This is a genomic window from Clostridium sp. 'White wine YQ', assembly GCF_028728205.1.
In the GTDB taxonomy this organism is placed as follows: domain Bacteria; phylum Bacillota; class Clostridia; order Clostridiales; family Clostridiaceae; genus Clostridium_T.
In genome coordinates this window covers 207,155-231,001 of the sequence record NZ_JAQYUU010000005.1, presented here as the reverse complement: position 1 = coordinate 231,001, position 23,847 = coordinate 207,155, and the positions used below count along the sequence as shown (strand labels likewise).

The following is a 23,847-nucleotide window of genomic DNA, read 5'->3' as shown; positions in this document are numbered from 1 at the left end:
AATAGGTATTTTAATTGTAACGATTTTTGTCTAAAATAGAAGATAGGGAGTTTTAAATGAAAAGTTTAAAACTCTAAGAAAGGAAGTGATAGATTGGAAGAGAGAAAATTTTGTCACTTGCATCTACATACAGAATATTCCCTTTTAGATGGATCAGGGAAAATATCTAAGATGATAAACAAGGCAAAGGAATTAGGAATGGAGTCCATAGCCATAACTGACCACGGTGTTATGTATGGTTGTGTGAATTTTTATAAAGAAGCCCAAAAGGCTGGAATTAAAGCAATTATAGGTTGTGAAATATATGTAGTTCCAAAATCTATGCATATAAAAAACGTAGATAGTGAAAATAATACACACCACCTTGTGTTACTAGTAAAGAATGAAGTAGGGTACGAGAACTTAATGAAAATAGTTTCTCAAGCTTCTATCGAAGGTTTTTATTATAAACCAAGAGTAGATCATGACTTTTTAAGAGAGCACAGTGAAGGAATAATAGCTTCTAGTGCATGCCTAGGAGGAGAAGTAAGTTCAGCTTTAAATAATGGAAATTATGAAAAAGCAAAAGAAATAGCTTTGATTTATAAAGATATATTTAAAGAAGGATTCTACTTAGAACTTCAGTATCATGGGTTAGAGGAACAAAAGAGAGTTAATGCGGGGTTAATTAAACTTTCTAAAGAAACTGGTATACCACTTATTGCGACAAATGATGTGCACTATATAGAACAAAAAGACTCAAAATCCCATGATATACTTTTATGCATACAAACTGGGAAAACAGTTGATGATGAAAACAGAATGAGATATGCTTCAGACCAATTTTATTTGAAATCTCCTGAAGAAATGTGGGATATGTTCTCATATGTTCCGGAAGCATTAGAAAATACACTTAAGATAGCTGATGAGTGTAATTTTAACTATGAATTTCATAATTCAAAGCTCCCTAAGTTTCCATTAGAAGAAGGACAGGATGCTTTCGAATATTTAAGAGATGTTTGCTTTAAAGGACTTCTTGAAAGATATGATGAATTCAAGGAATATATAGAAACATATAATTATCAGGGTTTAAAAGTCTATTCAGAAAGCCATTCTAAGGCTAAAGAATTAGTGGATAGATTAGATTATGAACTTCAAGTAATAAATCAAATGGGATACGTAGATTATTTTCTTATAGTTTGGGATTTTATTAGATTTTCAAATGAACATGGTATTCCAACAGGACCAGGTAGAGGGTCAGCAGCTGGTTCTATAGTTGCATATACCTTAGGAATTACAAAGATTGACCCAATAAAGTATGGATTGATCTTTGAAAGATTTCTTAATCCTGAGAGAGTAAGTATGCCTGATATTGACTCTGATTTCTGCTACGAAAGAAGACAGGAAGTAATTGACTATGTAGTAGAAAAGTATGGAGAAAAAAATGTATCACAAATAATTACCTTTGGAACAATGGCTGCAAAAGCCTGCATAAGAGATGTGGGAAGAGCTATGAACTATAGTTATGCAGAGGTAGATAAGATAGCTAAGATGATTCCAACAATGCTAGGAATTACGATAGAAAAAGCACTTGATTTAAATCCTGAATTAAAAGCATTATATGAAAGTGATGAGAGAGTTAAAAATCTTATTGATGTAAGTAAAGACTTAGAAGGATTACCAAGGCACTCATCTACTCATGCAGCAGGAGTTGTTATCGCATCTAAACCACTAGTGGAGTATGTTCCATTACAGAAAAATGAAGATAATATAGTAGCTCAGTTTGATATGAATACCTTAGAGGAACTTGGACTACTTAAGATGGACTTCTTAGGACTTAGAACTTTAACTGTAATGAACGATGCTATTAAGATGATTAAGGAAAATAGAGGCGTAGATATTGATGTAGATAAGATAGACTTGGAAGATAAAGAAGTTTTTAAGATGTTTGGAGAAGGTAAAACCGTAGGTGTATTCCAATTTGAATCTCCAGGAATGATAAGCTTTCTAAAAGAATTAAAACCAGATTCAGTGGAAGATATTATAGCGGGAAATGCTCTTTATAGACCAGGCCCAATGGCTCAAATACCTAGATATATTGAAAATAAGAAACATTCAGATAAAGTAAGCTATATAACACCTGAGTTAGAGAGTATACTTGATGTAACCTATGGTGTAATGATATATCAAGAACAGGTTATGGAGATAGTTAGGAAGATCGGTGGGTACTCTTTAGGACGTGCAGATATGGTTAGAAGAGCCATGTCAAAGAAAAAACATAGTGTTATGGAGCAGGAAAGAAAGAATTTTATATTTGGAATTACAGATGAAAATGGAAATGTTGAAGTTCCTGGATGTATAAGAAATGGAATATCTGAAGAAGCAGGAAATAAAATATTTGATCAAATGATGGATTTTGCTAGTTATGCATTTAATAAGAGTCACTCAGCAGCATATTCCATTGTAGGATATCAAACAGCATACTTAATGAGATACTATCCAGTAGAATACATTGCAGCAACACTAAATTCTATAATGGGAGCTAATGAAAAAGTTGCCTCATATATAAACCTTGCTGAAAGCTTTGGAATAGAAGTTTTACCTCCAGACATAAATGAAAGTTTTTCGAAATTTACTGTTAAGGGAGATACAATTAGATTTGGATTAGCTGCTATTAAAAATGTAGGCTATAACGTTGTTGAATCAATTGTAAAATCAAGAAAAGAAAAAGGTAACTATATATCACTTCAAGACTTTATAAGCAAGCAAGACTTTTCAGCTATAAATAAGAGAGCGGTAGAAAGTTTGATTAAAGCAGGGGCTCTAGACGGATTTAAAGTTTATAGATCTAGATTGCTTGCAGTATACGAAAAAGTAATGGATTCTATAGCAGGAGATAAAAAGCGAAATATAGATGGGCAAATAAATCTTTTTTCTGGGTTAGAAGAAAAAATTGAAAGTCCAGGAGTAAATTATCCTCCAATAAATGAATTTAAGAAGAATCATATATTGGCAATGGAAAAAGAAATGACAGGGTTATACTTAAGCGGTCATCCACTAGATGATTATAAGGAAAGTCTAAATCAACAGACTACAACCACCATAAATAAGATATTAGCTACAAATCAGACACTAGAAGAAGGCATGGATACTGAAATAAATCCTGTTATGGAAAGCTTAAGTAATAGAGGAATAGAAGATGGGACAAGAGTAGTAATAGGCGGAATAATTAGTGAAGTAAGCAGAAAAGTAACTAGAAATAATACCATGATGGCATTTGTTAAGATAGAGGATTTAACAGGAATTATGGAGGTTATTGTATTCCCCAAAACTCTAGAAAAGGTAAATAAATTAATAAATACAGATTCGTTAGTTGTTATAAGAGGAAGGGTAAGTATTAGTGAAGAAGATGTTCCTAAGTTACTCTGTGAAGATATAACACCTTTAGAAAAAATAAATTCAGATAAGATTTATTTGAAAGTTGAAAATATGGAAAAAGCTAGAGAGATTAATAAGATATTAAAAATTTTATTAAATGATTTTAAAGGTGAAACACCTCTTTATATATTTGCGGCAAAAGAGAGACAAAGCTATAGACTAGCGAGAGAACTTTGGGTTGATACAGAAAAAGGAGCACTTGAATATTTGAGGAAAAAATTTGGTGAAGATAATGTAAAGTTAGTTGAATAATAAGATAAGGATAGATGGTATATGAGTAATATAGCATCTATCATCTTATTAACCAAAGATTACACAAGACAGAATAATATTACATTTATTGAATTAAAATAAATTTATTTAAATATTACTTATTCATAATAAAGTATAGGGTTGGATAAAATATAGTTAATGAAACTAGTGAAAAAATTTTTTTGTGTTAAAACATTTTAAATTATATGAAAATAACTTGAAAATAATTCAAACATTAAGTAAAATATATTTGACTCAGTATGTGTAGATTTTTTAGGAATTTTGGAGAAATTTATATATTAGACATTATATTGTGGAAAAAATATGATCAATAATTTTTTTGTACAATGGGTGGGCAAAATTTAACATATGTGGGACTTTGTGCGTCCCTTAAGTATAAGGAGGCAAATAAAATGAAGAAAATAGCTATATTAACAAGTGGTGGAGATGCACCAGGAATGAATGCAGCAATAAGAGCAGTAGCAAGAACAGCAATACATAACGGACTAGAAGTAGTAGGAATACAAAGAGGATATGCAGGTCTTATTAATGGAGAACTTACTCCAATGGATAGACGTTCAGTTTCAGATATAATTCAAAGAGGTGGAACAGTTTTAAGAACAGCTAGATGTTTAGAATTTAAAAAGGAAGAAGTTAGAGAAAGAGCAGCTAAAATACTAAAGACTTATGGAGTAGATGCATTAGTTGTTATAGGTGGAGATGGATCTTTCACTGGAGCAAAACTTTTATCAAAACTAGGAGTTAAAACAGTTGGACTTCCAGGAACTATAGATAACGATCTTGCTTATACTGATTTCACTATAGGTTTTGATACAGCATTAAATACAGTTTTAGATGCAATAAACAAACTAAGAGATACTTCAACTTCTCATGAAAGAGTTTCAGTTGTAGAAGTTATGGGAAGAAATTGTGGAGATCTAGCTTTATACGCTGGTGTTGCAGGTGGAGCAGAATCAATAATAATACCTGAAAAAGGCTTTGACAGAGATGAATTATGCAGACAAATACTTGAAGGTAAAAAAGATGGAAAAATGCACAATTTAATTCTAGTTGCTGAAGGTGTTGGCGGAGCAGATGATCTAGCTAAATACATTGAAGAAATAACTGGAATAGAAACTAGAGCAACTATATTAGGACATATTCAAAGAGGTGGAAGTCCAACAGCATTTGATAGAGTACTAGCATCTAGACTTGGACATAGAGCTGTTGAAGTTTTACTAGAAGGAAAAACAGCAAGAGTTATTGGATTAAGAAACAATCAAGTAATCGATGATGATATAGATGAAGCTTTAGCTATGGAAAGAAAATTTGATGACGAATTATTTAAAATATCAGAAGCACTATCAAATTAATTTTGGTTTAAGAGCCTAGAGCTTTTTAAATATTTATTTTTTATTTTTATTATTTAATGCATTTTGGAAAAAGAAAACGGAGGAATGTTATCTATGAGAAAAACGAAAATTATTTGTACAATTGGACCAGCAAGTGAAAGTGACGAAATACTTTCTAAAATTATCGAAGCAGGAATGAATGCTTCAAGACATAACTTCTCACATGGTGATCATGAAGAACACGCAGGAAGAATCAACAAGGTTAAAGCATTAGCTAAGAAATACAACAAGCAAATTGCTGTATTACTTGATACTAAAGGACCAGAAATAAGAACAGGAAAATTTGAACCAAGCAAGGTTGAATTACAAGCTGGATCAAACTTCGCTATATATGCTGGTGGAGATGTAGTAGGTGATACTACTAAATGTTCTGTAACTTATGAAGGATTAGCAAATGATGTTAAACCAGGAAACATCATATTAATTGATGATGGTTTAGTTGGACTAGAAGTTAAATCTGTAGAAGGCAATAGAATCGATTGTGTTGTTAAAAATACAGGTTTAGTAGGTACTCATAAAGGAGTTAATGTTCCAGGAGTATCAATTAAGTTACCAGCAATGACAGAAAAAGATGCAAGTGATTTAAAATTTGGTTGTGAAATAGGTGTAAATCTAATTGCTGCTTCCTTTATAAGAAAAGCTGAAGATGTTTTAGCTATAAGAAAAATATTAAAGGAAAATGGCGGAGACGAAATAGAAATATATTCAAAGATAGAAAACCAAGAAGGTGTTGACAATATAGATTCAATCATCGAAGTTTCTGACGGAATAATGGTTGCTAGAGGAGACCTTGGGGTTGAAATTCCAATAGAAAAGGTACCAGCAGTTCAAAAAATGATAATAGAAAAATGTAATGCTGCTTGCAAACCAGTTATAACTGCAACTCAAATGTTAGACTCAATGATAAGAAATCCAAGACCAACAAGAGCGGAAGTTTCAGACGTAGCTAATGCTATATTAGATGGAACAGATGCAATAATGCTTTCTGGAGAATCAGCTAATGGAAGCTGGCCAGTAGAAGCAGTAGAAACTATGGCTAAAATAGCTATAGAAGCTGAAAAGAAATTAAGCTATGAAATGGCTAGATCTACAGCTAAGAAACATATTCCAGCTATAGCAGGAGTTATTTCAAGAGCTGCTTGTAACGCTGCTCATGAATTAAAAGCTGCAGCTATAATATCTTCAACTCAATCAGGAGCTACTGCAAGAAGAATTTCTCAATGTAGACCAGATTGCCCAATAATAGCTGTTACTCCATGTGAAACTGTTGCTAAGAAATTAGCGTTAAGCTTTGGAGTTTATCCATTAGTTTCTGAAAAACTTACTTCAACTGATGATATAATGGATAAATCAGTTCAAGTAGTAGAACAAGCTGGAATGGTTAATAAAGGAGAGACAGTAGTGTTAGCTGCTGGAGTTCCTGCAGGAAACATAGGAACTACAAACCTATTAAAAGTTAGTGTTGTAGAATAATTGTTATAGAAAAGCTGTCACAAAATATTTGTGACAGCTTTTATTTTATAAAAAAATATGAAAGTTATATAAATGTTTACATTGGCATTAATATTATATTTGTAATTTTAACAAAAAAACTAATAAAAAAATTAGAAAAATATCTATTGTAAATGGAAAAATTATGTGTTAGCATAAAAAATATAAATAATTCTTGAGAAAAAAACAAAAATATATGACTATCGTTAATAGAAATTGCTTAAAAACTATAAATTATTATTAAAAATATAATTGGGCAAGGAAGTCTGTTTTGTAAAGACAAAGGAGTCTACAATTTTAGTATTTTACTAAATTGAGGACTTCTTTTTTATTTACCCTATTATAGAAAAAAATATAATATATATAAATTTCTTCCACATAGTTGGGAGAGTTTATAGATAAATATTATTTTTAAGAGGAGGAAGGTAATATGAGACAAGTAGCTATTTATGGGAAGGGTGGAATTGGTAAATCAACAACAACACAAAACTTAACAGCAGGACTTGCAACTATGGGAAAGAAGATAATGGTTGTTGGATGTGACCCAAAAGCAGATTCTACAAGATTACTACTAGGAGGACTTGCTCAAAAAAGTGTTCTTGATACTTTAAGAGAAGAAGGTGATGATGTTGATCTTGATTCAATATTAAAGCCAGGATTTGGTGGAATTAAGTGTGTTGAATCAGGTGGACCAGAACCAGGAGTTGGATGTGCAGGTAGAGGAATAATCACATCAATCAATATGCTAGAGCAACTAGGTGCTTATACAGATGATTTAGATTATGTATTCTATGATGTTTTAGGTGACGTTGTATGTGGTGGTTTCGCAATGCCAATTCGTGAAGGAAAAGCACAAGAAATATATATAGTTGCATCAGGTGAGATGATGGCACTATACGCAGCTAACAATATAGCTAAGGGTATTCAAAAGTATGCAAACACTGGTGGCGTTAGACTAGGAGGAATAATCTGTAACAGCAGAAAAGTTGATAGAGAGTTAGACCTATTACAAGCATTTGCTAAAGAGCTTGGAAGCCAATTAATTCATTTTGTTCCTAGAGATAATATGGTGCAAAGAGCTGAGATAAATAAGAAAACAGTAATAGAATTTGATGATACAGCAGATCAGGCAGATGAATATAGAGCTTTAGCAAAAGCAATAGACGAAAATCAGTTGTTCGTAATTCCTAAGCCAATGTCACAGGATAGATTAGAAGAGATATTAATGGAATATGGCTTAATGGATATATAAAAAAAGAAGATATGCAAAAGCCTACGAAAACTTTAAAGCATATCTACAAAATAAAATTTGCAATAAAAGTATACCATGAATCTAGGTGAAAATTCAATATTTACAAATTATAAATATAAGGGGGAGTACTTAATATGTTAATGGTTCGTGCTATTTTAAGACCAGATAGGGTAGGGATAGTCCTTTCAGAACTTCTATCAGCTGGATTTCCTGAAGTTACTAAGATGGACGTGTTCGGAAGAGGAAAACAAAAGGGGATAAAAGTTGGAGATATTTATTATGATGAACTTCCAAAAGAAATGATTTTACTTGTAGTAAAAGATGAAGATAAAGATGACGTAATAAAAATAATTATGAAAAATGCTAGAACTGGAGAAAAGGGAGCGTTTGGAGATGGAAAAATATTTGTATCTCCTGTAGAGACTGCTTTTACAATTAGCAGTGGAAAAGAAGGCTTATAAAAAGGAGAGATGTTAAATGAAAGAAGTAATGGCAATTATTCGATCAAACAAAGTGAATAAAACTAAAGAATCTCTTGCAGAAGCTGGATTTCCTTCCTTTACTTGCAGAAAGGTACTTGGAAGAGGGAAAAAATCAATTGATATAACATTAATTGAAAGTTTACTAATGCAAGTAGAAGTTCCAGTTTCTCCAATGGCTGAAAATATATCTGAAGTTGGAAGGTTAATACCTAAAAGATTATTTACGCTAATAGTTAAGGATGAAGATGTAAAAAAAGTAGTAGATACAATTATTAACGTAAATTCTCAAGGTAATCCTGGAGATGGAAAGATATTTATCATACCAATTAATGAGGCATATAGAATAAGAAACGAAGAAGCTGGAGATGAAGCTATATAAATAAAATATTTGGAGGTGATTTCATGAGTACGTTAGATAAGGTTTTGGATGATTATAGTGCTAAGGTCTTTAAAAATAGAAAAGCACATTTGATAGAAATAAAAGATGACACACAAGAAATAACTGCCAATGCTAGAACTATTCCAGGAATAATGACCAATAGAGGGTGTTGTTATGCAGGTTGTAAAGGGGTTGTCCTAGGTCCGCTTAAGGATGTAGCGATAATAACTCATGGACCTATTGGATGTGGGTTTTATTCTTGGGGAACAAGAAGACACAAAGGTAAGGGTGATGAAAATACTCAAAACTTCTTAGAATATTGCTTCTCAACTGATATGCAGGAAAGTGATATAGTATTTGGTGGAGAAAAGAAGCTTAGACAAGCAATTAAGGAAGTTGTAGAAATATTCAATCCTAAATCAGTTATGATATGTTCCACTTGCCCAGTTGGGCTAATAGGAGATGATATCCATGCAGTAGCAGCTGAGTCAGAGAAGTTGTATGGAATAAAAGTATTAGCTTTCTCCTGTGAAGGATATAAAGGAGTATCACAATCTGCCGGTCACCACATTGCAAATAACGGGCTTATAAAGAATGTTATAGGAACCGGTAATTATGTACCTAAGAAGTATGCAATTAATATTTTAGGTGAATACAATATAGGCGGAGATGGTTGGGAAATAAGCAGAGTGCTTAAGAAAATAGGTTATGATATTGTATCAGTTATGACTGGAGATGGAAGCTTTGAAGAACTAAAAAATGCACATGTAGCTGACTTAAATGTGGTTCAATGCCATAGATCCATAAACTACATTGGTGAAATGCTTAAGACAAAGTATGGAACTAGCTGGATAAAGGTGAATTTCATAGGCGTAAAATCAACAATAAAATCCTTAAGAGATATGGCTAAATTCTTTGGAGATCCAGAGCTTATACAAAGAACTGAGGAAGTTATAGCTGAAGAAATTGAAGATATTAAAGATGACATGGATTATTATAAAGAAAAATTAATGGGAAGAACTGCAGCGCTATTTGTAGGAGGTTCAAGATCTCACCATTACCAAAAGTTATTAAAGGATTTGGGAATGAGTGTTGTACTTGCTGGTTATGAGTTTGCTCATAGAGATGATTATGAGGGACGTGAAGTACTTCCATCAATAAAAATTGATGCGGACTCTAAAAACATTGAGGAATTGAAGGTTGAAAAAGATGAAAAGAAATTTAAGGTATATCTTTCAGAAAAACAATATGAAGAATTAAAGAAAGAAATTCCACTAGACTACTATGAAGGTATGATGAAAGAGATGGATAAGGGTTCAGTTGTAGTAGATGATTTAAATCATTATGAAACAGAAGAATTCTTAAAACTTCTTAAGCCAGATATATTCTTCTCAGGAATCAAAGATAAATTCGTAGCACAAAAAGGTGGTATATTATCAAGACAGCTACATTCCTATGATTATAGTGGACCATATGCAGGGTTCAAGGGTGCAGTGAATTTTGCAAAGGATATAGCAATGGGAATATATACTCCAGCATGGAATTATACAATAGCTCCATGGAAAACTGAACCAACCTTAGAGGGAACTGTAGGAGGTGAGGCGTAATGTTAGATTTAACACCAAAAGAAGTATCTGAAAGAAAAGCACTAAGAATTAATCCATCTAAAACATGTCAGCCAGTTGGAGCTATGTACGCTGCTTTAGGAGTTCATAAGTGTATGCCACATAGTCATGGTTCACAAGGTTGCTGTTCTTTTCATAGAATGTACTTAACAAGACATTTTAAGGAACCAGCAATAGCCTCAAGTTCATCATTTACAGAAGGAGCTTCAGTTTTTGGAGGAGGAAGTAATTTAAGAACTGCTGCAAAAAATATTTTTGATATTTATGATCCAGATATAATTGCAGTTCATACAACCTGTTTGTCAGAAACTATTGGAGATGATTTAGGCTCAATTCTTCAATCAATAACAGTACCAGAAGGAAAATACATGGTTCATACAAATACTCCAAGTTATGTAGGTTCACATGTAACAGGTTTTTCAAATATGGTTACTGGATTTATAAAATATCTTTCAGTATCAACAGGAGTATCGAATGGAAAGATAAACATCATTCCTGGATTCACAAATCCTGGTGACATGAGAGAAATGAAGAGAATATTAAAACTGTTAAAAACAGAATTTACTATGCTTCCAGATACAAGTGGAGTATTAGATGCTCCAATGACAGGGACCTATGATATGTATCCAAAGGGTGGAACTAAGATAGAAGATATAATCAAGCTAGGGGACAGTGATTTAACTTTAGCTCTAGGAGATTTTGCTTCAGAGCAAGGAGCAAGTCAACTAGAAAAGAAATGCGGTGTTCCATATAAAACGTACATGTTACCTATTGGAATACAAGGGACAGATGATTTTGTTATGGAGTTATCAAAATTCTCTAAAAATGAAGTGCCATACGAGTTAGAGGAAGAGAGAGGTCAATTAGTTGATATTATAGTAGATTCACATCCTTATTTACATGGAAAGAAGGTTGCTATATACGGAGATCCAGATACTGTACTAGGATTAACTATATTCGCATTAGAACTAGGAATGATTCCTAAATATGTTATTACAGGAACTCCAGGAGCTGCATTTGAGGCTTCGGCTAAAGAACTATTTGATAAGTTCAATGTAGAAGGATGTACAGCAAAAGCCGCAGCAGATCTTTTTGAATTACATCAATGGTTAAAGAATGATAAAGTAGACTTACTATTAGGGGGAACCCATGGAAAATACATAGCGAGAGCTGAGGATATTCCATTTGTAAGAGTTGGTTTCCCAATTATAGACAGATATATACACTCATATATGCCAATGGTAGGTTATAAGGGTGCTATGAGACTACTTGAATTAATGCTTAACGCATTAATGGATAGACAAGATAGAGATTGTGCAGATGAAGATATGGAAATGGTAATGTAATTAAGTTTTGAAGGATTTTCAAGGGAGAAAGTCAACCTTGGGAATCCTTCTTTTTATTTTAGTTAAGGGGGGAATTATATGGAGCTAAAATCATTGCCCGAAGTATTGGAAGAAAGAAAAGACTTTATTTTCTGTAAAGATAAGAATCATGGAAACTCAATGAAATGTGATAGTGAGAGTGTGTCTGGAGCAGTAAGTCAAAGAGCTTGTGTATATTGTGGAGCCAGGGTTGTACTTAATCCAATAACGGATGCATTCCATATAGTTCATGGTCCAATAGGCTGTGCTAGTTACACTTGGGATATAAGAGGCAGTCTTTCTAGTGGAGATGAGTTATATCGTAATAGCTTTTCTACAGATTTAAGAGAAAAAGATATAATTTTTGGTGGTGAGAGGCGACTTACTTCAGCTATAGAAGGGATAATGGAAAAACATAATCCTAAGATTATATTTGTATACGCAACCTGTATTGTAGGGGTTATTGGTGACGATGTAGAGGCTGTGTGTAGAGGGGCTGAAAGAAAATATGGAATACCTGTAATTCCGGTAAAATCTCCAGGCTTTGCAGGCCATAAATCCATGGGATATAAAGCAGCTTGTAATGCACTTATGGATTTGATCGGGAGAGAAAAGTCGCCAAAGGTAAAAGGAATAAATATTCTAGGGGATTTTAATTTATCCGGTGAAATGTGGATAATAAAAGACTACCTAAAAAGTATTGGAGTAAATGTAGTTTCTCAAATAACTGGAGATGCAAAGTGTGAAGAACTTAAAAGGGCTGATGGAGCTGAGCTTAATATAGTACAATGCGCAGGCTCTATGACCTATTTAGCTAAGAGAATGGAAAACGAAATGGGAGTTCCTTATATAAAAGTAAGTTTTTTTGGAATTGAGGATACTGTAAGCTCGTTAATGAATATTGCGAATGCTTTAAAAGATGATGAAATTATAAAAAGAACAAAAGAATTCATAGAAGAAGAAGTTAGTAAAATGGATAAGATTTTTGATAAGTATAAGAAAAACCTAGCAGGAAAAAAGGCAGCAATATATGTAGGTGGAGGCTTTAAGGCAATATCGTTAATAAAGCAATTTGAAGAACTAGAAATGGAAACAGTTATAGTTGGAACTCAGACAGGTAAAAAAGAGGATTATGAAGTTATAAGCAGTTTAGTTAAGCCTGGGACAGTTATATTGGATGATGCTAATCCTTATGAATTAGAGCACTTTATAAATGAAAAAGGAGCAGATGTATTGGTTGGTGGAGTAAAAGAAAGACCACTAGCTTATAAGCTTGGAGTTGCTTTTTGTGACCACAATCATGAAAGAAAACATCCTTTAGCAGGTTTTATAGGAGCAATTAATTTTGCTAAGGAGATAAATCTTACTATCAACAGTCCTGTATGGAAGTATACAAAATAGAGAGGTGATATGTATGGCAGAAGATTATGTAAATTTAACAGTTAATCCTTGTAATATGTGCATGCCTATGGGTGTGGTTAATGCTTTCTATGGGATAAGAGGAGCTATGACAATACTCCATGGTTCTCAAGGGTGCAGCACATATATTAGAAGGCACATGGCAACTCATTATAATGAGCCCATAGATATTGCTTCATCTTCCCTTACAGAACAGGGCACAGTTTATGGTGGAGAAAAGAATCTTATTAAAGGGCTAGAAAACTTAATTAAGCTATATGATCCTGAAGTTATAGCAATAGCTACTACTTGTTTGGCAGAAACCATAGGAGAAGATGTGGCTAGAATATCTAAGACATTTTATGAAACACATGATAGTTCAAAGGTTAAGTTAATACCAGTACCTTCGCCAGGATATGGAGGAAGTCAGTATGAAGGATATTTTAGAGCATTAAGAGCAATTGTAGAAAATACTGAGATGAATGAAGAGAAAAATAATAAGATTAATATAATAACTAGTCCCATTAGTCCAGCTGATACAAGAGAACTTAAAGAAATATTAGAAGCTTTTGAAATAGACTATATACTTTTACCTGATATAGCAGATAATCTAGATGCTCCACGTCAAGAAAAGTATAACAGACTGCCTTCTGGAGGAACCTCTATAAATGATATAGCTCTAATGGCAGGGGCCAAGGCTACTATTGAGTTATCCACCTTAATAAAGGAAGAGTACTCAGCAGGAAGATACTTAGAAGATACTTTTGGAGTAAAAAATTATAGACTAAATATTCCTAGAGGGCTAAGAGATACAGATGAATTTATTAATTTACTTCAAAGAATAACTGGTAGAGAGATACCGAAGAAATATAAGGAACAAAGGGGAAGATATATTGATGCCATGATTGATTCTCATAAATATAATGCTGAGGCTAGGGTAGTTATATATGGAGAACCAGACTTTGTATATTCAACAGCAAGGTTATGTTTAGAGAATGGTTCAATGCCAGTATTACTTGCAACAGGGAGCAAGTGTCAAGAACTTAAGGAACTATTAGATGAAGAATTAAAAGAGCTATCTGAAAAATTATTTGCTGGAGAATATAAGATACTAGATAATACGGATTTTAAAAATATAGAAAAGTATGCACTAGAACTAAATGCAAACTTAATGATAGGAAGTTCCGATGGCAGAAGAATTGAAGAAAAGCATGGGATACCATTAGTGAGAATGTCCTTCCCTATACATGATAGGATTGGGGGACAGAGACTTATGACTTTAGCTTATGAAGGGTCAATAAAGCTGATGGATAGTATAACTAATTCTATTTTAGAGGCAAAAGAAAAAAGGTACAGGAAAAGCATTTATGATAAGTTCTACAAAGAGGAGGGGAAGGTTATGGAGAAAAAATCAAATATAGAAATTGAATTTGAAGCTGTTCAGGAGGAAACAAAAATAAGTATAGAAGAAAAGACAAAAACACATCCATGTTTTAGTTGTGGGTCAGCTCATAAATATGCAAGAATACATTTGCCTATAGCACCAAAATGTAATATTAGCTGTAACTATTGTTTAAGAAAATATGATTGTCCAAATGAAAGTAGACCAGGGGTAACTACAGAAATCTTATCACCTATTGAAGCCTTAGAAAAATATAAATATGTTAAATCAAAGATGGATAATTTAACAGTAGTAGGAATAGCAGGACCTGGAGATTCTTTAGCTAATTTTGAGCAAACTAAAAGGACACTTCAATTAATTAAGAATTACGATAAAGATGTAACCTTCTGTCTTTCAACCAATGGACTTATGTTGCCTTTTTATGCAAATGACTTAGTAGAGCTTGGAGTAACGCATGTGACCATAACAATAAATGCAGTAGATCCTAAAATAGGAGCAAAGGTTTATAAGTATGTAGATTACTTAGGAACAAAATATATAGGAGAAGAAGCAGCAGAAATACTTTTAAATAATCAACTATTAGGACTTAAGTTCTTAACCAGTAAAGGAATTGTATGCAAGATTAATATCGTAATGCTAAAGGGTATTAATGATGAACATATAGAAGAGGTTGTTAAGAAAGTAAAAGAATATGGAGCAACTATTACTAATATAATGCAGCTGATACCTGTAAAAGGAAGTGTATTTGAAGACATGCCTTTGGTTAGTAATGTAGAATTGATGAATTTAAGGAAAAAATGTGGTGAGCATATTGAGCAAATGTATCATTGTAAGCAATGTAGAGCAGATGCAATTGGTACCTTAGAGAATGATCAATCTATTAAGTTTAGGAATTTTGCATCAAAAGAAGAAGAAAATATTGAAAAACCTGCACTAAGATTTGCAGTAGCATCCAAAAGTGGCATGTTAGTTGATAAGCATTTCGGACATGTATCAGATTTTTATATTTATGAATACAAGGATGAAATAGTATCACTTATTGAAAAAAGAAAAGTTGATAAATACTGTAATGGAGTAGAAGAGTGTGATGATGAGGAAGATAAAATAACAAAAATAATGAGAGCTATTGAGGATTGTAATGGAGTACTAGCTCTTAGAATTGGTGATATGCCATTGAATAAACTAAAAAGCAAAGGAATTGAAGTATTTATAACCTATGAAAGAATTGAAAAAGCAGTTAAAAATGCAGCAGAAGAAGTTTTAATCAAAAATAAAGAAAAAGAGATATCTAATATTAAGGAGGAGATAGTATGATAAGCCCTAAATATCATATATTTGTATGTGCTAGCTGCAGGATAAATGGAACACAAAAAGGTTTTTGTCACTCAAAGGATTCAGTTAATGTAATACAAAGATTTATGGAAGAGGTAGATGAAAGAGATTTATCATCAGAAGTAATAATAACAAATACAGGTTGTTTCGCAATATGCGATAAAGGTCCTATAGTTGTAGTGTATCCAGAAGGGACTTGGTATGGTGGAGTAACACCAGATGATGTGTTTGACATTATGGAAGAGCATATTGAAGGTGGACAAAAGGTAGAAAGGCTATTAATATAATTAAAATTAAGCAATAGAAAGGGGAAATAGTCATGAAAAAGAAAAATATTAAAATTATAGATAAAACTCTAGTGACCCTTTCGGAGTTATATAGTGACAAAATAGCTAATAACTTAAATGAAATTACAGAGTTAAGTGTTATTTTAAATAACATTGGAACAGATTGTCTTGAGGTAAGCCAAGAAATATTATATCTTGCATTACCATCAGTAAAAAGTAAGAATAAACATTTAATAATAAAAAATAACTTAGATATAAAAGAATATAATGATTTCAAGCTAATAGTCCATGATTATATTATGTTCTCAAATAGTAAAGAACCAGTGAGAAAGATTCATGTTGAAATTGAAATAGCAGATGCAACAAAAATTGATTCCTTAAAAGATATAGCGGTACTTAGAGGAAATGTAAGTGGATTTACGATAAAAGGCTTAGATAATATTATGCTGTATGACTATAAAGCAGTATATAAGAAATTAATAGAGTTCTTTGGTGAAGATTTAAGTCTATGTCCAGGTAATAGCTATGGCTGTGCATCAGCTATAGCTATAGAATGGCTAGTGTATGGTGGAAGATGTGTTAGTACAATCTATGGAGGAATTGGAGGCGGTTGTCCTCTTGAAGAAGTATTAGCTGCTAGAAGATTTATATTTAATGATAAATTTCAAGGGAACTTAACACTTTTACCTAAAGCAACAAAATTAATAGAAAGTATAACAAAGGAGAAACCTTCGAATAACAAACCTATAATTGGGAGCAGTATATTTGATTTTGAATCAGGAATACATGCAGATGGAATATTTAAGAATCCTAAAACCTATGAACCCTATAATCCTAAAAGAATAGGAACCGAAAGACATTTAATTATAGGTAAGCATTCAGGATTAACAGCATTAAAAAAGAAATTAGGACAATTAAAAATAGAATTAAATGAAGATACACTTCCAAATATATTGGAAAGCATAAGATTAGATAGTTCTAGAAAAGAGAGATCTCTAAGTGATAATGAGATATTAGATATATGTAAACTAGCAGGAGGGTATATACCATGGATGAGGTATTAATTGTTGATACAACCTTAAGAGATGGAGAGCAAAAGGCAGGTATAGCATTTTCTCCTGAGGATAAAGTGAATATTGCAAAGATATTGGATAATAATAAAATTTATCAAATAGAGGCTGGTATACCTGCTATGGGGAATATTGAAAAAAAGTCTATATGCAAAATACTAGAAGATAGAAAGTTTTCAAAAATATCAGTGTGGAATAGATTAAATAGAAAAGATTTAGTTCATTCAGTAGAATGTAATCCTGATATTATTCATATAAGTGTTCCAGTTTCTGAAATTCAAATAAAAAGCAAATTAAAAAAAGATAATATTTGGGTAGAAAATAGAGTTAAGGAATGCGTTACCTTTGTTAAAGAAAAAGGATATGAGGTAACCATTGGATTTGAAGATGCTTCAAGAGCAGATATAGCTTTTATGTGTCATCTGATGAAGATTTTAAAATCTATGGAAGTTAATAGAGTAAGACTTGCTGATACTGTAGGAATATTAACACCATCAAAAACGGCTTTAATCATAAATAAGATTAGTAAAAATACAGAAATGGACTTGGAAATGCATGCACATAATGATTTTGGAATGGCAGTAGCTAATTCCATAGAGGCCTCAAAAAATGGAGTAAAGTATATAGATTGCACGGTTGATGGCATAGGAGAGAGGGCTGGAAACTGTTCACTTCAGAAATTTCTTAAGGTAATTAAGGAATTTAATCCACTAAATGAAGTGTCTTTAGATATAATAGAAGAAGAAATTATGTTTAAAAAACTAGGCATTTATAAAAATTAACAGAATGTTAACAAATATAGTTGCCATTTTTAGGCTATAATATGAATGTTATGGGGATTTTAGAAATTAAAAATTCTCATAGCAATTTAGATTATTTAAGAGTCATATGGCAACTGATTCAACTTATTTGCACCGAAAGGTGCTCTTTTTTTGTCCAAATTTAAGTGTTAATATTTATATATATGTAAACTAATAAGAAAATATAGTTAGTGCACTAACTATATTTTCTTATTAAGTTAAATAAGTTTCCATTATTGGGAGCATTTTATCAAATTCATGCATCTAATAGATGTAAACTTAGCTAAGGTTTTACAGATTGGAGGAAAAGTAATGCAGACAATACCTTTTTTGAAATACAGAGCAAAAAAAGAATCAAATATTGATTTGATGAAAAAAGGTAATAAAGAAGCTTTTATAAAAGTTATAAAACAGCACGAAGTAACTCTATATAGGGTAGCTAAAGGTATTTTAAAGTTAGAAGAAGATACAGAGGATGCAATACAAAATACTATTATTAAGGCATATGAAAAGATATCTACTTTAAAAAATGATGAATACTTTAAAACTTGGCTTATAAGAATTTTGATAAATGAAAGTAATCTAATAATAAGAAAGAATAAAAAATTGGTATCTATATATGAAATAGAAACAGAGAAATACCATATGGATTCTTATGAAAATATTGATATAACAAGAGCCATAGAAGGATTAACTGAAAATTTAAGAATAGTAACTTTGCTATTTTACTATGAAGATATTTCTATAAAAGATATAGCAAAGATACTTGGTATACCTGAAGGAACTGTAAGGTCCAGGCTCACAAGGGCAAGAAAAGAATTATATGAAATTATGAAGGAAGATGGTGAGGTGGAATTATGATGAAGGAAGATTATATTGATAATATAATCAAGCGTAAAATTAATGAAGCTAATATTAAAACACCAGATAATATAAAAAATAAAATAGATTTAACTTTAATGGATTTACCAGAGAAGAGAAGAAAATCCAAAAGAATATATAAGGTTGCAGCAGGAGTAATATTAAGTGTTGGGGTACTTACGGCCTTTGGGTTTGCTATGCCTACTTATGCACAAAATATTCCTATAATAGGATCAATATTTAAATTGCTAGATAGGGGTCAATACACTAATTATGATAAGTATGCTTCAGATATTAATATAACTAAGGAGGATAATGGAGTTAGTATTACAATAACCAGCATTGTATATGATGGGTTGGATTTAAATATAGCCTATAAGGTTGATAGTGAGAAGCCTATGCAAGATGAACCACATCTACTAGATAAGGACTTAGCTATAGATGGAAAGATAACTACCTTTGGCTCAGGTGGAGGGGGACAATTTTCTGAAGATAAGAAGAGCTATGTAGGAGTTGAAACCTTACATGTGTCAAAAAATGAAGTTCCTAAAGAAGTGCAAGACAAGATGTTCTTAGGTGGATATGTAGAAGTTCCTGATAAATTTACACTTACCTTGAATATAAAAGAATTACTTGGAGATATAAAAGGAAAATGGAGTTTTAATTTTCAAGTAACAAATGAAAAAGTTAATGGTAAGGTAAAGGAATTTGCACTAAATAAAGATTTAAGCAATTTAGGTAAAGGTACAAAGCTTACAAATGTAACCTTAACTCCAATAAATACTGAAATACAACTGACATCAAAAGAAGATATTGTTACACCAATTATCAAAGAAGGAGATAATCCTGAATATGGGAATGGGGTTAAATTCTTATTAGTTGATAATAACGGTAGACAGTTAGCAGATAAATCAGGTAGTGGTGCAGGAAATGATGGAGTATACTATTATTCTTTTAAATATAGAGAAACATATGAGAATACAAAATCAGTTACTATTATTCCATATATAAAAGAAATGGATAGGAAGAGAATAAAAAGAATCCAATCACCTTTAAATTTAAATGGAGAAACTAAAGTAAGTTTAGGCAAATTTGGGGATTTGATAATAGATAAAATAGAAATAGTTGATAATAAAACAAAGGTACATTATAGATTTAAATATGGTGCATTAGCAACTCTTAATACAATTAGAGATAAGGATACTGGAAAAGAATATAGTGGCTATGCAGGTGATAGCTCAGAGGGAGACAATGTTATGATATTTGATGAGGTATTACCACAAGATAAAAATTATATAATAGAATGTGATGATTTAGAAAGTTCAGTAAAATTATATGATGAGATTAAGTTAGATATATAATTTTTAGTGCCGCTTAGTTATACAGGGTTTTAAGTTCAACTAATAATTTATTCATGCCTAAAAATGTCCAGAAACCGATATTTTAAAACATGAATAAATTAAGTTTCCTATAAAAAACCCTATATACTTGAAAAACTAAGCGGCACATTCTATAATTAAATTAGTTTGTATACTAACTAATTGGAGAAGGAAATGGATATAGATAAGTTAATAAATAAAGCATCAAAGTTAATAAGAAATAAAATGAACAATGAACTTGAAAGTATTGGATTAACATATGTTCAATGGAGCATAGTTAAGGATATTTATACTATTGAAGAGGTTGATGGAGACATAGAAAAACTAACCCCTTTAGAAATAGGAAAAAGAGTAGGATTAGATAAAGCAACAATGTCTTCAGTTATAAATAGGCTAATCCATAATGAATGGGTAGAAAAGATAAAAAATCCAATGGATAAAAGGAGTTATTATTTGTTATTAACCCAAAAATCTAGGTATCATGTAGATGAGCTTGAAAAAGTAAGTAGAGAGGTTAATATTAGAGCAACAAAAGAATTAAGTTCCCAGGAAAAAAGTCTTTTAGAGAGTTATTTGAAAATTGTAATTGAAAATTTAGAATAAAAATCTTTATCTTGGTTGAAAATATAGTATAGGGCTTTAAGTTTAACTAATAACTTATTTATACGTGAATAAATTAAGTTTCCTATAAAAAACCCTATATATAAACAAGATAAGGAGATGTTATCTTATGGGAAAGCTAAGTTGTAGCGCCACTAATTGTGTTAATAACGTAGGTGGACTTTGTTCAGCAGATATTATATCAATTAAAGGAAGAGATGCAATATCCTCATCAGAAACAGTATGTGATACCTTTAAACAAAAAGGAATCATGAATGCACTAGCGAGTATGGGTAACACTAATTATGTTGGTGAAATTGAGCAGATGTTTTCAGATTTTCATGAGATATTGATGACACCAGAAGTACATTGTAACGCTAAAAAATGCATATATAATAAACAAGGTATATGCGGCGCAGATAATTTGTTTATTTATGGTCCAAGAGCCACCAGTGTTCAAAACACTGAATGTGAAACCTTTATTAATAAAAGGTAGCCTCCTAATATGTATAAGGCACTTGGATCTTAATAAAATATAATGAAGAAGGTAAGGGCTTATATACTGGGAATTAGGCACTTACCTTTTTTATTTATATTAAGAAAGCTAAGAAAGTTAAGAAAAGTTATTGCATGAGATTTTTTTTGTTGATAAGCTATATATATTCCATGATAAATAAAAGAAGGAAGAGTAGTTATGTAGTGATATAAAAATTCATTATATATAAGGGTGATAGTTTTGGTAGAAAAGAATAAAGAATATATTTTAGAAGTAGTTTCACAAGGATATGAAGGAGAAGGAATTGCAAAAGTAGATGGATTTCCTATCTTTGTAGAAGGCGCGCTTAAGGGCGAAAAAATAAAAGTACTAGTTATAAAAGTTAAAAAGACCTATGCTTTTGGTAAGCTATTAGAAATATTAGAGCCATCGGAGGATAGAGAAACACCAATATGTCCTATTTATAAAAGATGTGGTGGATGTACACTTCAACATATGAAATATAGAGGCCAATTAGATTTCAAAAAGGATAGAGTTAAGGATTGTGTAAGTAAGATAGGAAAACTATCTGAAGACTTGGTACTTGATACTATAGGTGCAGAGTACCCTTATAGATATAGAAATAAGGTACAATTGCCTGTAGGGCTAATAAATGGAGAAATCCATATAGGATTTTATGCACCAAGAAGTCACGATATAATTGATCTTAAGGACTGCTATATTCAAGATGAGGCTGCGGATAAGGTAGTGGCATTAACAAAAGAATGGATGAAGAAATATAATATTCAACCAGCTACTATTGATGGGAAATATAACCCTAAGGGTGTATTAAGACACATAATGATAAGAAAAGGCTTTAAAACTGGAGAAGTTATGATAGTTCCAGTTACTAATAGCGTAGAGATTCCTTATAAGAAGGAATTTATTGAAGTTATGAAGAACAACATAGAAGGATTAACTTCTATAGTTCAAAATATAAATGATAAAGAGACAAATGTGATACTAGGCATGAGAAATAATACCCTATGGGGAAAAGATGTTATTACAGATTATATAGGTGATTTTAAATTCAATATATCACCATTATCATTTTTCCAAGTTAACCCTATGCAAACAGAGACCTTATATTCTAAGGCTTTAGAATTTGCAGAATTAACTGGAGAGGAAGTAGTATTTGATGCGTACTGTGGAACAGGAACTATAACCCTTTTCTTATCTCAAAAGGCTAAAAAGGTATACGGTGTAGAAATTGTTCCTCAAGCAATAGATGATGCATGGAAAAATGCAAAAGAAAATAATGTAGAGAATGTTGAATTCTTTGTAGGAGAATCTGAAACAGTAATACCAGAGCTTATATCAAAAGGGGTAATGGCTGATGTGGTGGTTGTTGATCCTCCAAGAAAAGGCTGTGAGCAATCTTTATTAGAAGCCATAGCTAATATATCTCCGAAGAGAATTGTTTATGTATCTTGTGATCCAAGTACACTAGCAAGAGACTTAAGAATACTTGATGATATGGGGTATAGTACTAAGAAGGTTCAACCAGTAGATATGTTTCCTCAAACTGCACACGTTGAGACAGTCGCCTTGATAACAAGGAAAGATAAATAAATAGGCTGTAAATAGCTTGAAATCAAAGGTTTCCAGACTTTCGGCAACAATTACCGATTGATGGAAACCTTGTTTTTTATCTTTCAAAAGTAGCCTAGGCTTAATAAACATTTTTGGGTTGAGGCTATAGAACTACTTTTTGCCTTGCGAGACAAGGGAACTACTGTTTTTGGATAGGGTTGAAACTAGGGAACTGTTGTTAAATGAATGAAGTAAAAGGCAGTAGTCCTATTACAGAACTACTGCCTTCTACTATGTTATCTTCCTAAATCATCTCGGCTAATATGTTGTTGTAGAATTGTTCTCATACGCTTGATCATATCGTTAACCGATGACTGAGGCTTATTAATAAGGTTTGCGATTGTACGTTGTGATTTTCCGTCATAAAGCATTTCAAATATTGGTGCCAACTCAGGAGCCTTGTTGCGAAGACTGTCAAGAAGGTCTTCAAAGAGCATAGCCGTTAGGATTGTTTCACACTGTATAGCAGCTGGGTCCTCGAATTCAAGCTCTGTTTCCTCGAAGAAAGATTCAAGCGAAAGAGGAGCTCCATCCTTCATCTTCTTGCAGGCCTTACAGTCCATTTCGCAGCGCTTGAGTTTTCCCTTGCCATCGCTAACTATGCAACGGCGGCTGCGTTCTTCACGTTTCATTTCTGCCCAAATGGGACGCATGTACGTAAGATAAAGTTCTTCGTCATCTGTAGGAATCATGATAGCTGATACTATTTTATTCCCGATTTTTGCTGGTACCACATCTTCCTTCTTGATACCGTACGCTTCGATTGTCTCTCTTGTTACCTCCATGGGGATGAGATAAGTTTTTTTGTCTTTCTTTGTCATAATATAAGCCCTCCTTCGGCTTGAAACCGAAGCGAGAGCTCACATGACGTGCACCAGCCCAAAAAGGCAATAGTCGACCGTCCGAATGGGATTAC

At 32.2% G+C, this 23,847-nt stretch carries 19 protein-coding genes; 18 read left to right on the top strand and 1 reads right to left on the bottom strand.

The genetic code is table 11. The annotated features are described in order from the left end of the window. Positions 1-93: 93 nt before the first annotated feature. The 18 genes from PTZ02_RS15300 to rlmD all read left to right on the top strand — a co-directional run bounded on the left by PTZ02_RS15300 (position 94) and on the right by rlmD (position 22,910). The gene (locus PTZ02_RS15300; RefSeq protein ID WP_274228663.1) at positions 94-3,669 is read left to right on the top strand and encodes a DNA polymerase III subunit alpha; all 3,576 of its coding nucleotides are present in this window, start codon (positions 94-96) and stop codon (positions 3,667-3,669) included. A 413-nt stretch (positions 3,670-4,082) separates the two neighbouring features. Beyond that, a complete protein-coding gene (gene pfkA / locus PTZ02_RS15295; RefSeq protein ID WP_274228662.1) occupies positions 4,083-5,042 on the top strand; it encodes a 6-phosphofructokinase in 960 nt (319 codons plus the stop codon). Between the two features lie 93 nt (positions 5,043-5,135). Continuing rightward, positions 5,136-6,554, top strand: a complete 1,419-nt coding sequence (pyk, locus tag PTZ02_RS15290) for a pyruvate kinase (protein WP_274228661.1) — start codon at positions 5,136-5,138, stop codon at positions 6,552-6,554. 448 nt (positions 6,555-7,002) lie between these two features. Next, a complete protein-coding gene (nifH, locus tag PTZ02_RS15285; RefSeq protein ID WP_202766945.1) occupies positions 7,003-7,824 on the top strand; it encodes a nitrogenase iron protein in 822 nt (273 codons plus the stop codon). 134 nt (positions 7,825-7,958) lie between these two features. Continuing rightward, positions 7,959-8,285, top strand: a complete 327-nt coding sequence (locus tag PTZ02_RS15280; protein ID WP_274228660.1) for a P-II family nitrogen regulator — start codon at positions 7,959-7,961, stop codon at positions 8,283-8,285. Between the two features lie 16 nt (positions 8,286-8,301). Beyond that, positions 8,302-8,685: a P-II family nitrogen regulator gene (locus PTZ02_RS15275; protein ID WP_202766947.1), complete on the top strand. Its 384-nt coding sequence runs from the start codon at positions 8,302-8,304 to the stop codon at positions 8,683-8,685. A gap of 23 nt (positions 8,686-8,708) precedes the next feature. Then, positions 8,709-10,292, top strand: coding sequence for a nitrogenase molybdenum-iron protein alpha chain (gene nifD / locus PTZ02_RS15270; protein ID WP_274228659.1), 1,584 nt, complete (start codon positions 8,709-8,711; stop codon positions 10,290-10,292). Further along, a complete protein-coding gene (gene nifK, locus PTZ02_RS15265) occupies positions 10,292-11,656 on the top strand; it encodes a nitrogenase molybdenum-iron protein subunit beta (RefSeq protein WP_274228658.1) in 1,365 nt (454 codons plus the stop codon). The genes nifD and nifK overlap by 1 nt, the downstream gene beginning before the upstream one ends. Positions 11,657-11,734: 78 nt before the next feature. Continuing rightward, on the top strand, positions 11,735-13,075 hold the full coding sequence (gene nifE, locus PTZ02_RS15260; protein ID WP_274228657.1) for a nitrogenase iron-molybdenum cofactor biosynthesis protein NifE: 1,341 nt from the start codon (positions 11,735-11,737) through the stop codon (positions 13,073-13,075). A 13-nt stretch (positions 13,076-13,088) separates the two neighbouring features. Then, positions 13,089-15,788 (top strand): nitrogenase cofactor biosynthesis protein NifB, encoded by a 2,700-nt coding sequence (nifB, locus tag PTZ02_RS15255; RefSeq protein ID WP_274228656.1) that lies wholly within the window; start codon positions 13,089-13,091, stop codon positions 15,786-15,788. Continuing rightward, a complete protein-coding gene (locus PTZ02_RS15250; protein ID WP_202766952.1) occupies positions 15,785-16,093 on the top strand; it encodes a 2Fe-2S ferredoxin in 309 nt (102 codons plus the stop codon). Before nifB ends, PTZ02_RS15250 begins: the two co-directional genes overlap by 4 nt. A 32-nt stretch (positions 16,094-16,125) precedes the next feature. After that, positions 16,126-17,157: a homocitrate synthase/isopropylmalate synthase family protein gene (locus PTZ02_RS15245; RefSeq protein WP_274228655.1), complete on the top strand. Its 1,032-nt coding sequence runs from the start codon at positions 16,126-16,128 to the stop codon at positions 17,155-17,157. Continuing rightward, positions 17,142-17,945, top strand: coding sequence for a homocitrate synthase (locus PTZ02_RS15240; RefSeq protein ID WP_274228654.1), 804 nt, complete (start codon positions 17,142-17,144; stop codon positions 17,943-17,945). The genes PTZ02_RS15245 and PTZ02_RS15240 overlap by 16 nt, the downstream gene beginning before the upstream one ends. Before the next feature lie 330 nt (positions 17,946-18,275). Beyond that, positions 18,276-18,824 carry an RNA polymerase sigma factor gene (locus PTZ02_RS15235; RefSeq protein ID WP_274228653.1) on the top strand — a complete coding sequence of 183 codons (549 nt, stop codon included), beginning with the start codon at positions 18,276-18,278 and terminating at the stop codon, positions 18,822-18,824. Then, positions 18,824-20,185, top strand: coding sequence for a DUF4179 domain-containing protein (locus tag PTZ02_RS15230; RefSeq protein ID WP_274228652.1), 1,362 nt, complete (start codon positions 18,824-18,826; stop codon positions 20,183-20,185). Before PTZ02_RS15235 ends, PTZ02_RS15230 begins: the two co-directional genes overlap by 1 nt. Positions 20,186-20,377: 192 nt before the next feature. Next, entirely contained in the window at positions 20,378-20,806 is a 429-nt protein-coding gene (locus tag PTZ02_RS15225; protein WP_274228651.1) for a MarR family winged helix-turn-helix transcriptional regulator, read from the top strand. Positions 20,807-20,933: 127 nt separating this feature from the next. Beyond that, positions 20,934-21,299: a DUF1540 domain-containing protein gene (locus PTZ02_RS15220; RefSeq protein WP_274228650.1), complete on the top strand. Its 366-nt coding sequence runs from the start codon at positions 20,934-20,936 to the stop codon at positions 21,297-21,299. Positions 21,300-21,539: 240 nt separating this feature from the next. Next, positions 21,540-22,910: a 23S rRNA (uracil(1939)-C(5))-methyltransferase RlmD gene (rlmD, locus tag PTZ02_RS15215; RefSeq protein WP_274228649.1), complete on the top strand. Its 1,371-nt coding sequence runs from the start codon at positions 21,540-21,542 to the stop codon at positions 22,908-22,910. Between the two features lie 257 nt (positions 22,911-23,167). Here rlmD and PTZ02_RS15210 read toward each other — a convergent pair whose 3' ends face one another. Continuing rightward, the gene (locus tag PTZ02_RS15210; RefSeq protein ID WP_257531235.1) at positions 23,168-23,752 is read right to left on the bottom strand and encodes a sigma-70 family RNA polymerase sigma factor; all 585 of its coding nucleotides are present in this window, start codon (positions 23,750-23,752) and stop codon (positions 23,168-23,170) included. Between the last annotated feature and the right edge of the window lie 95 nt (positions 23,753-23,847).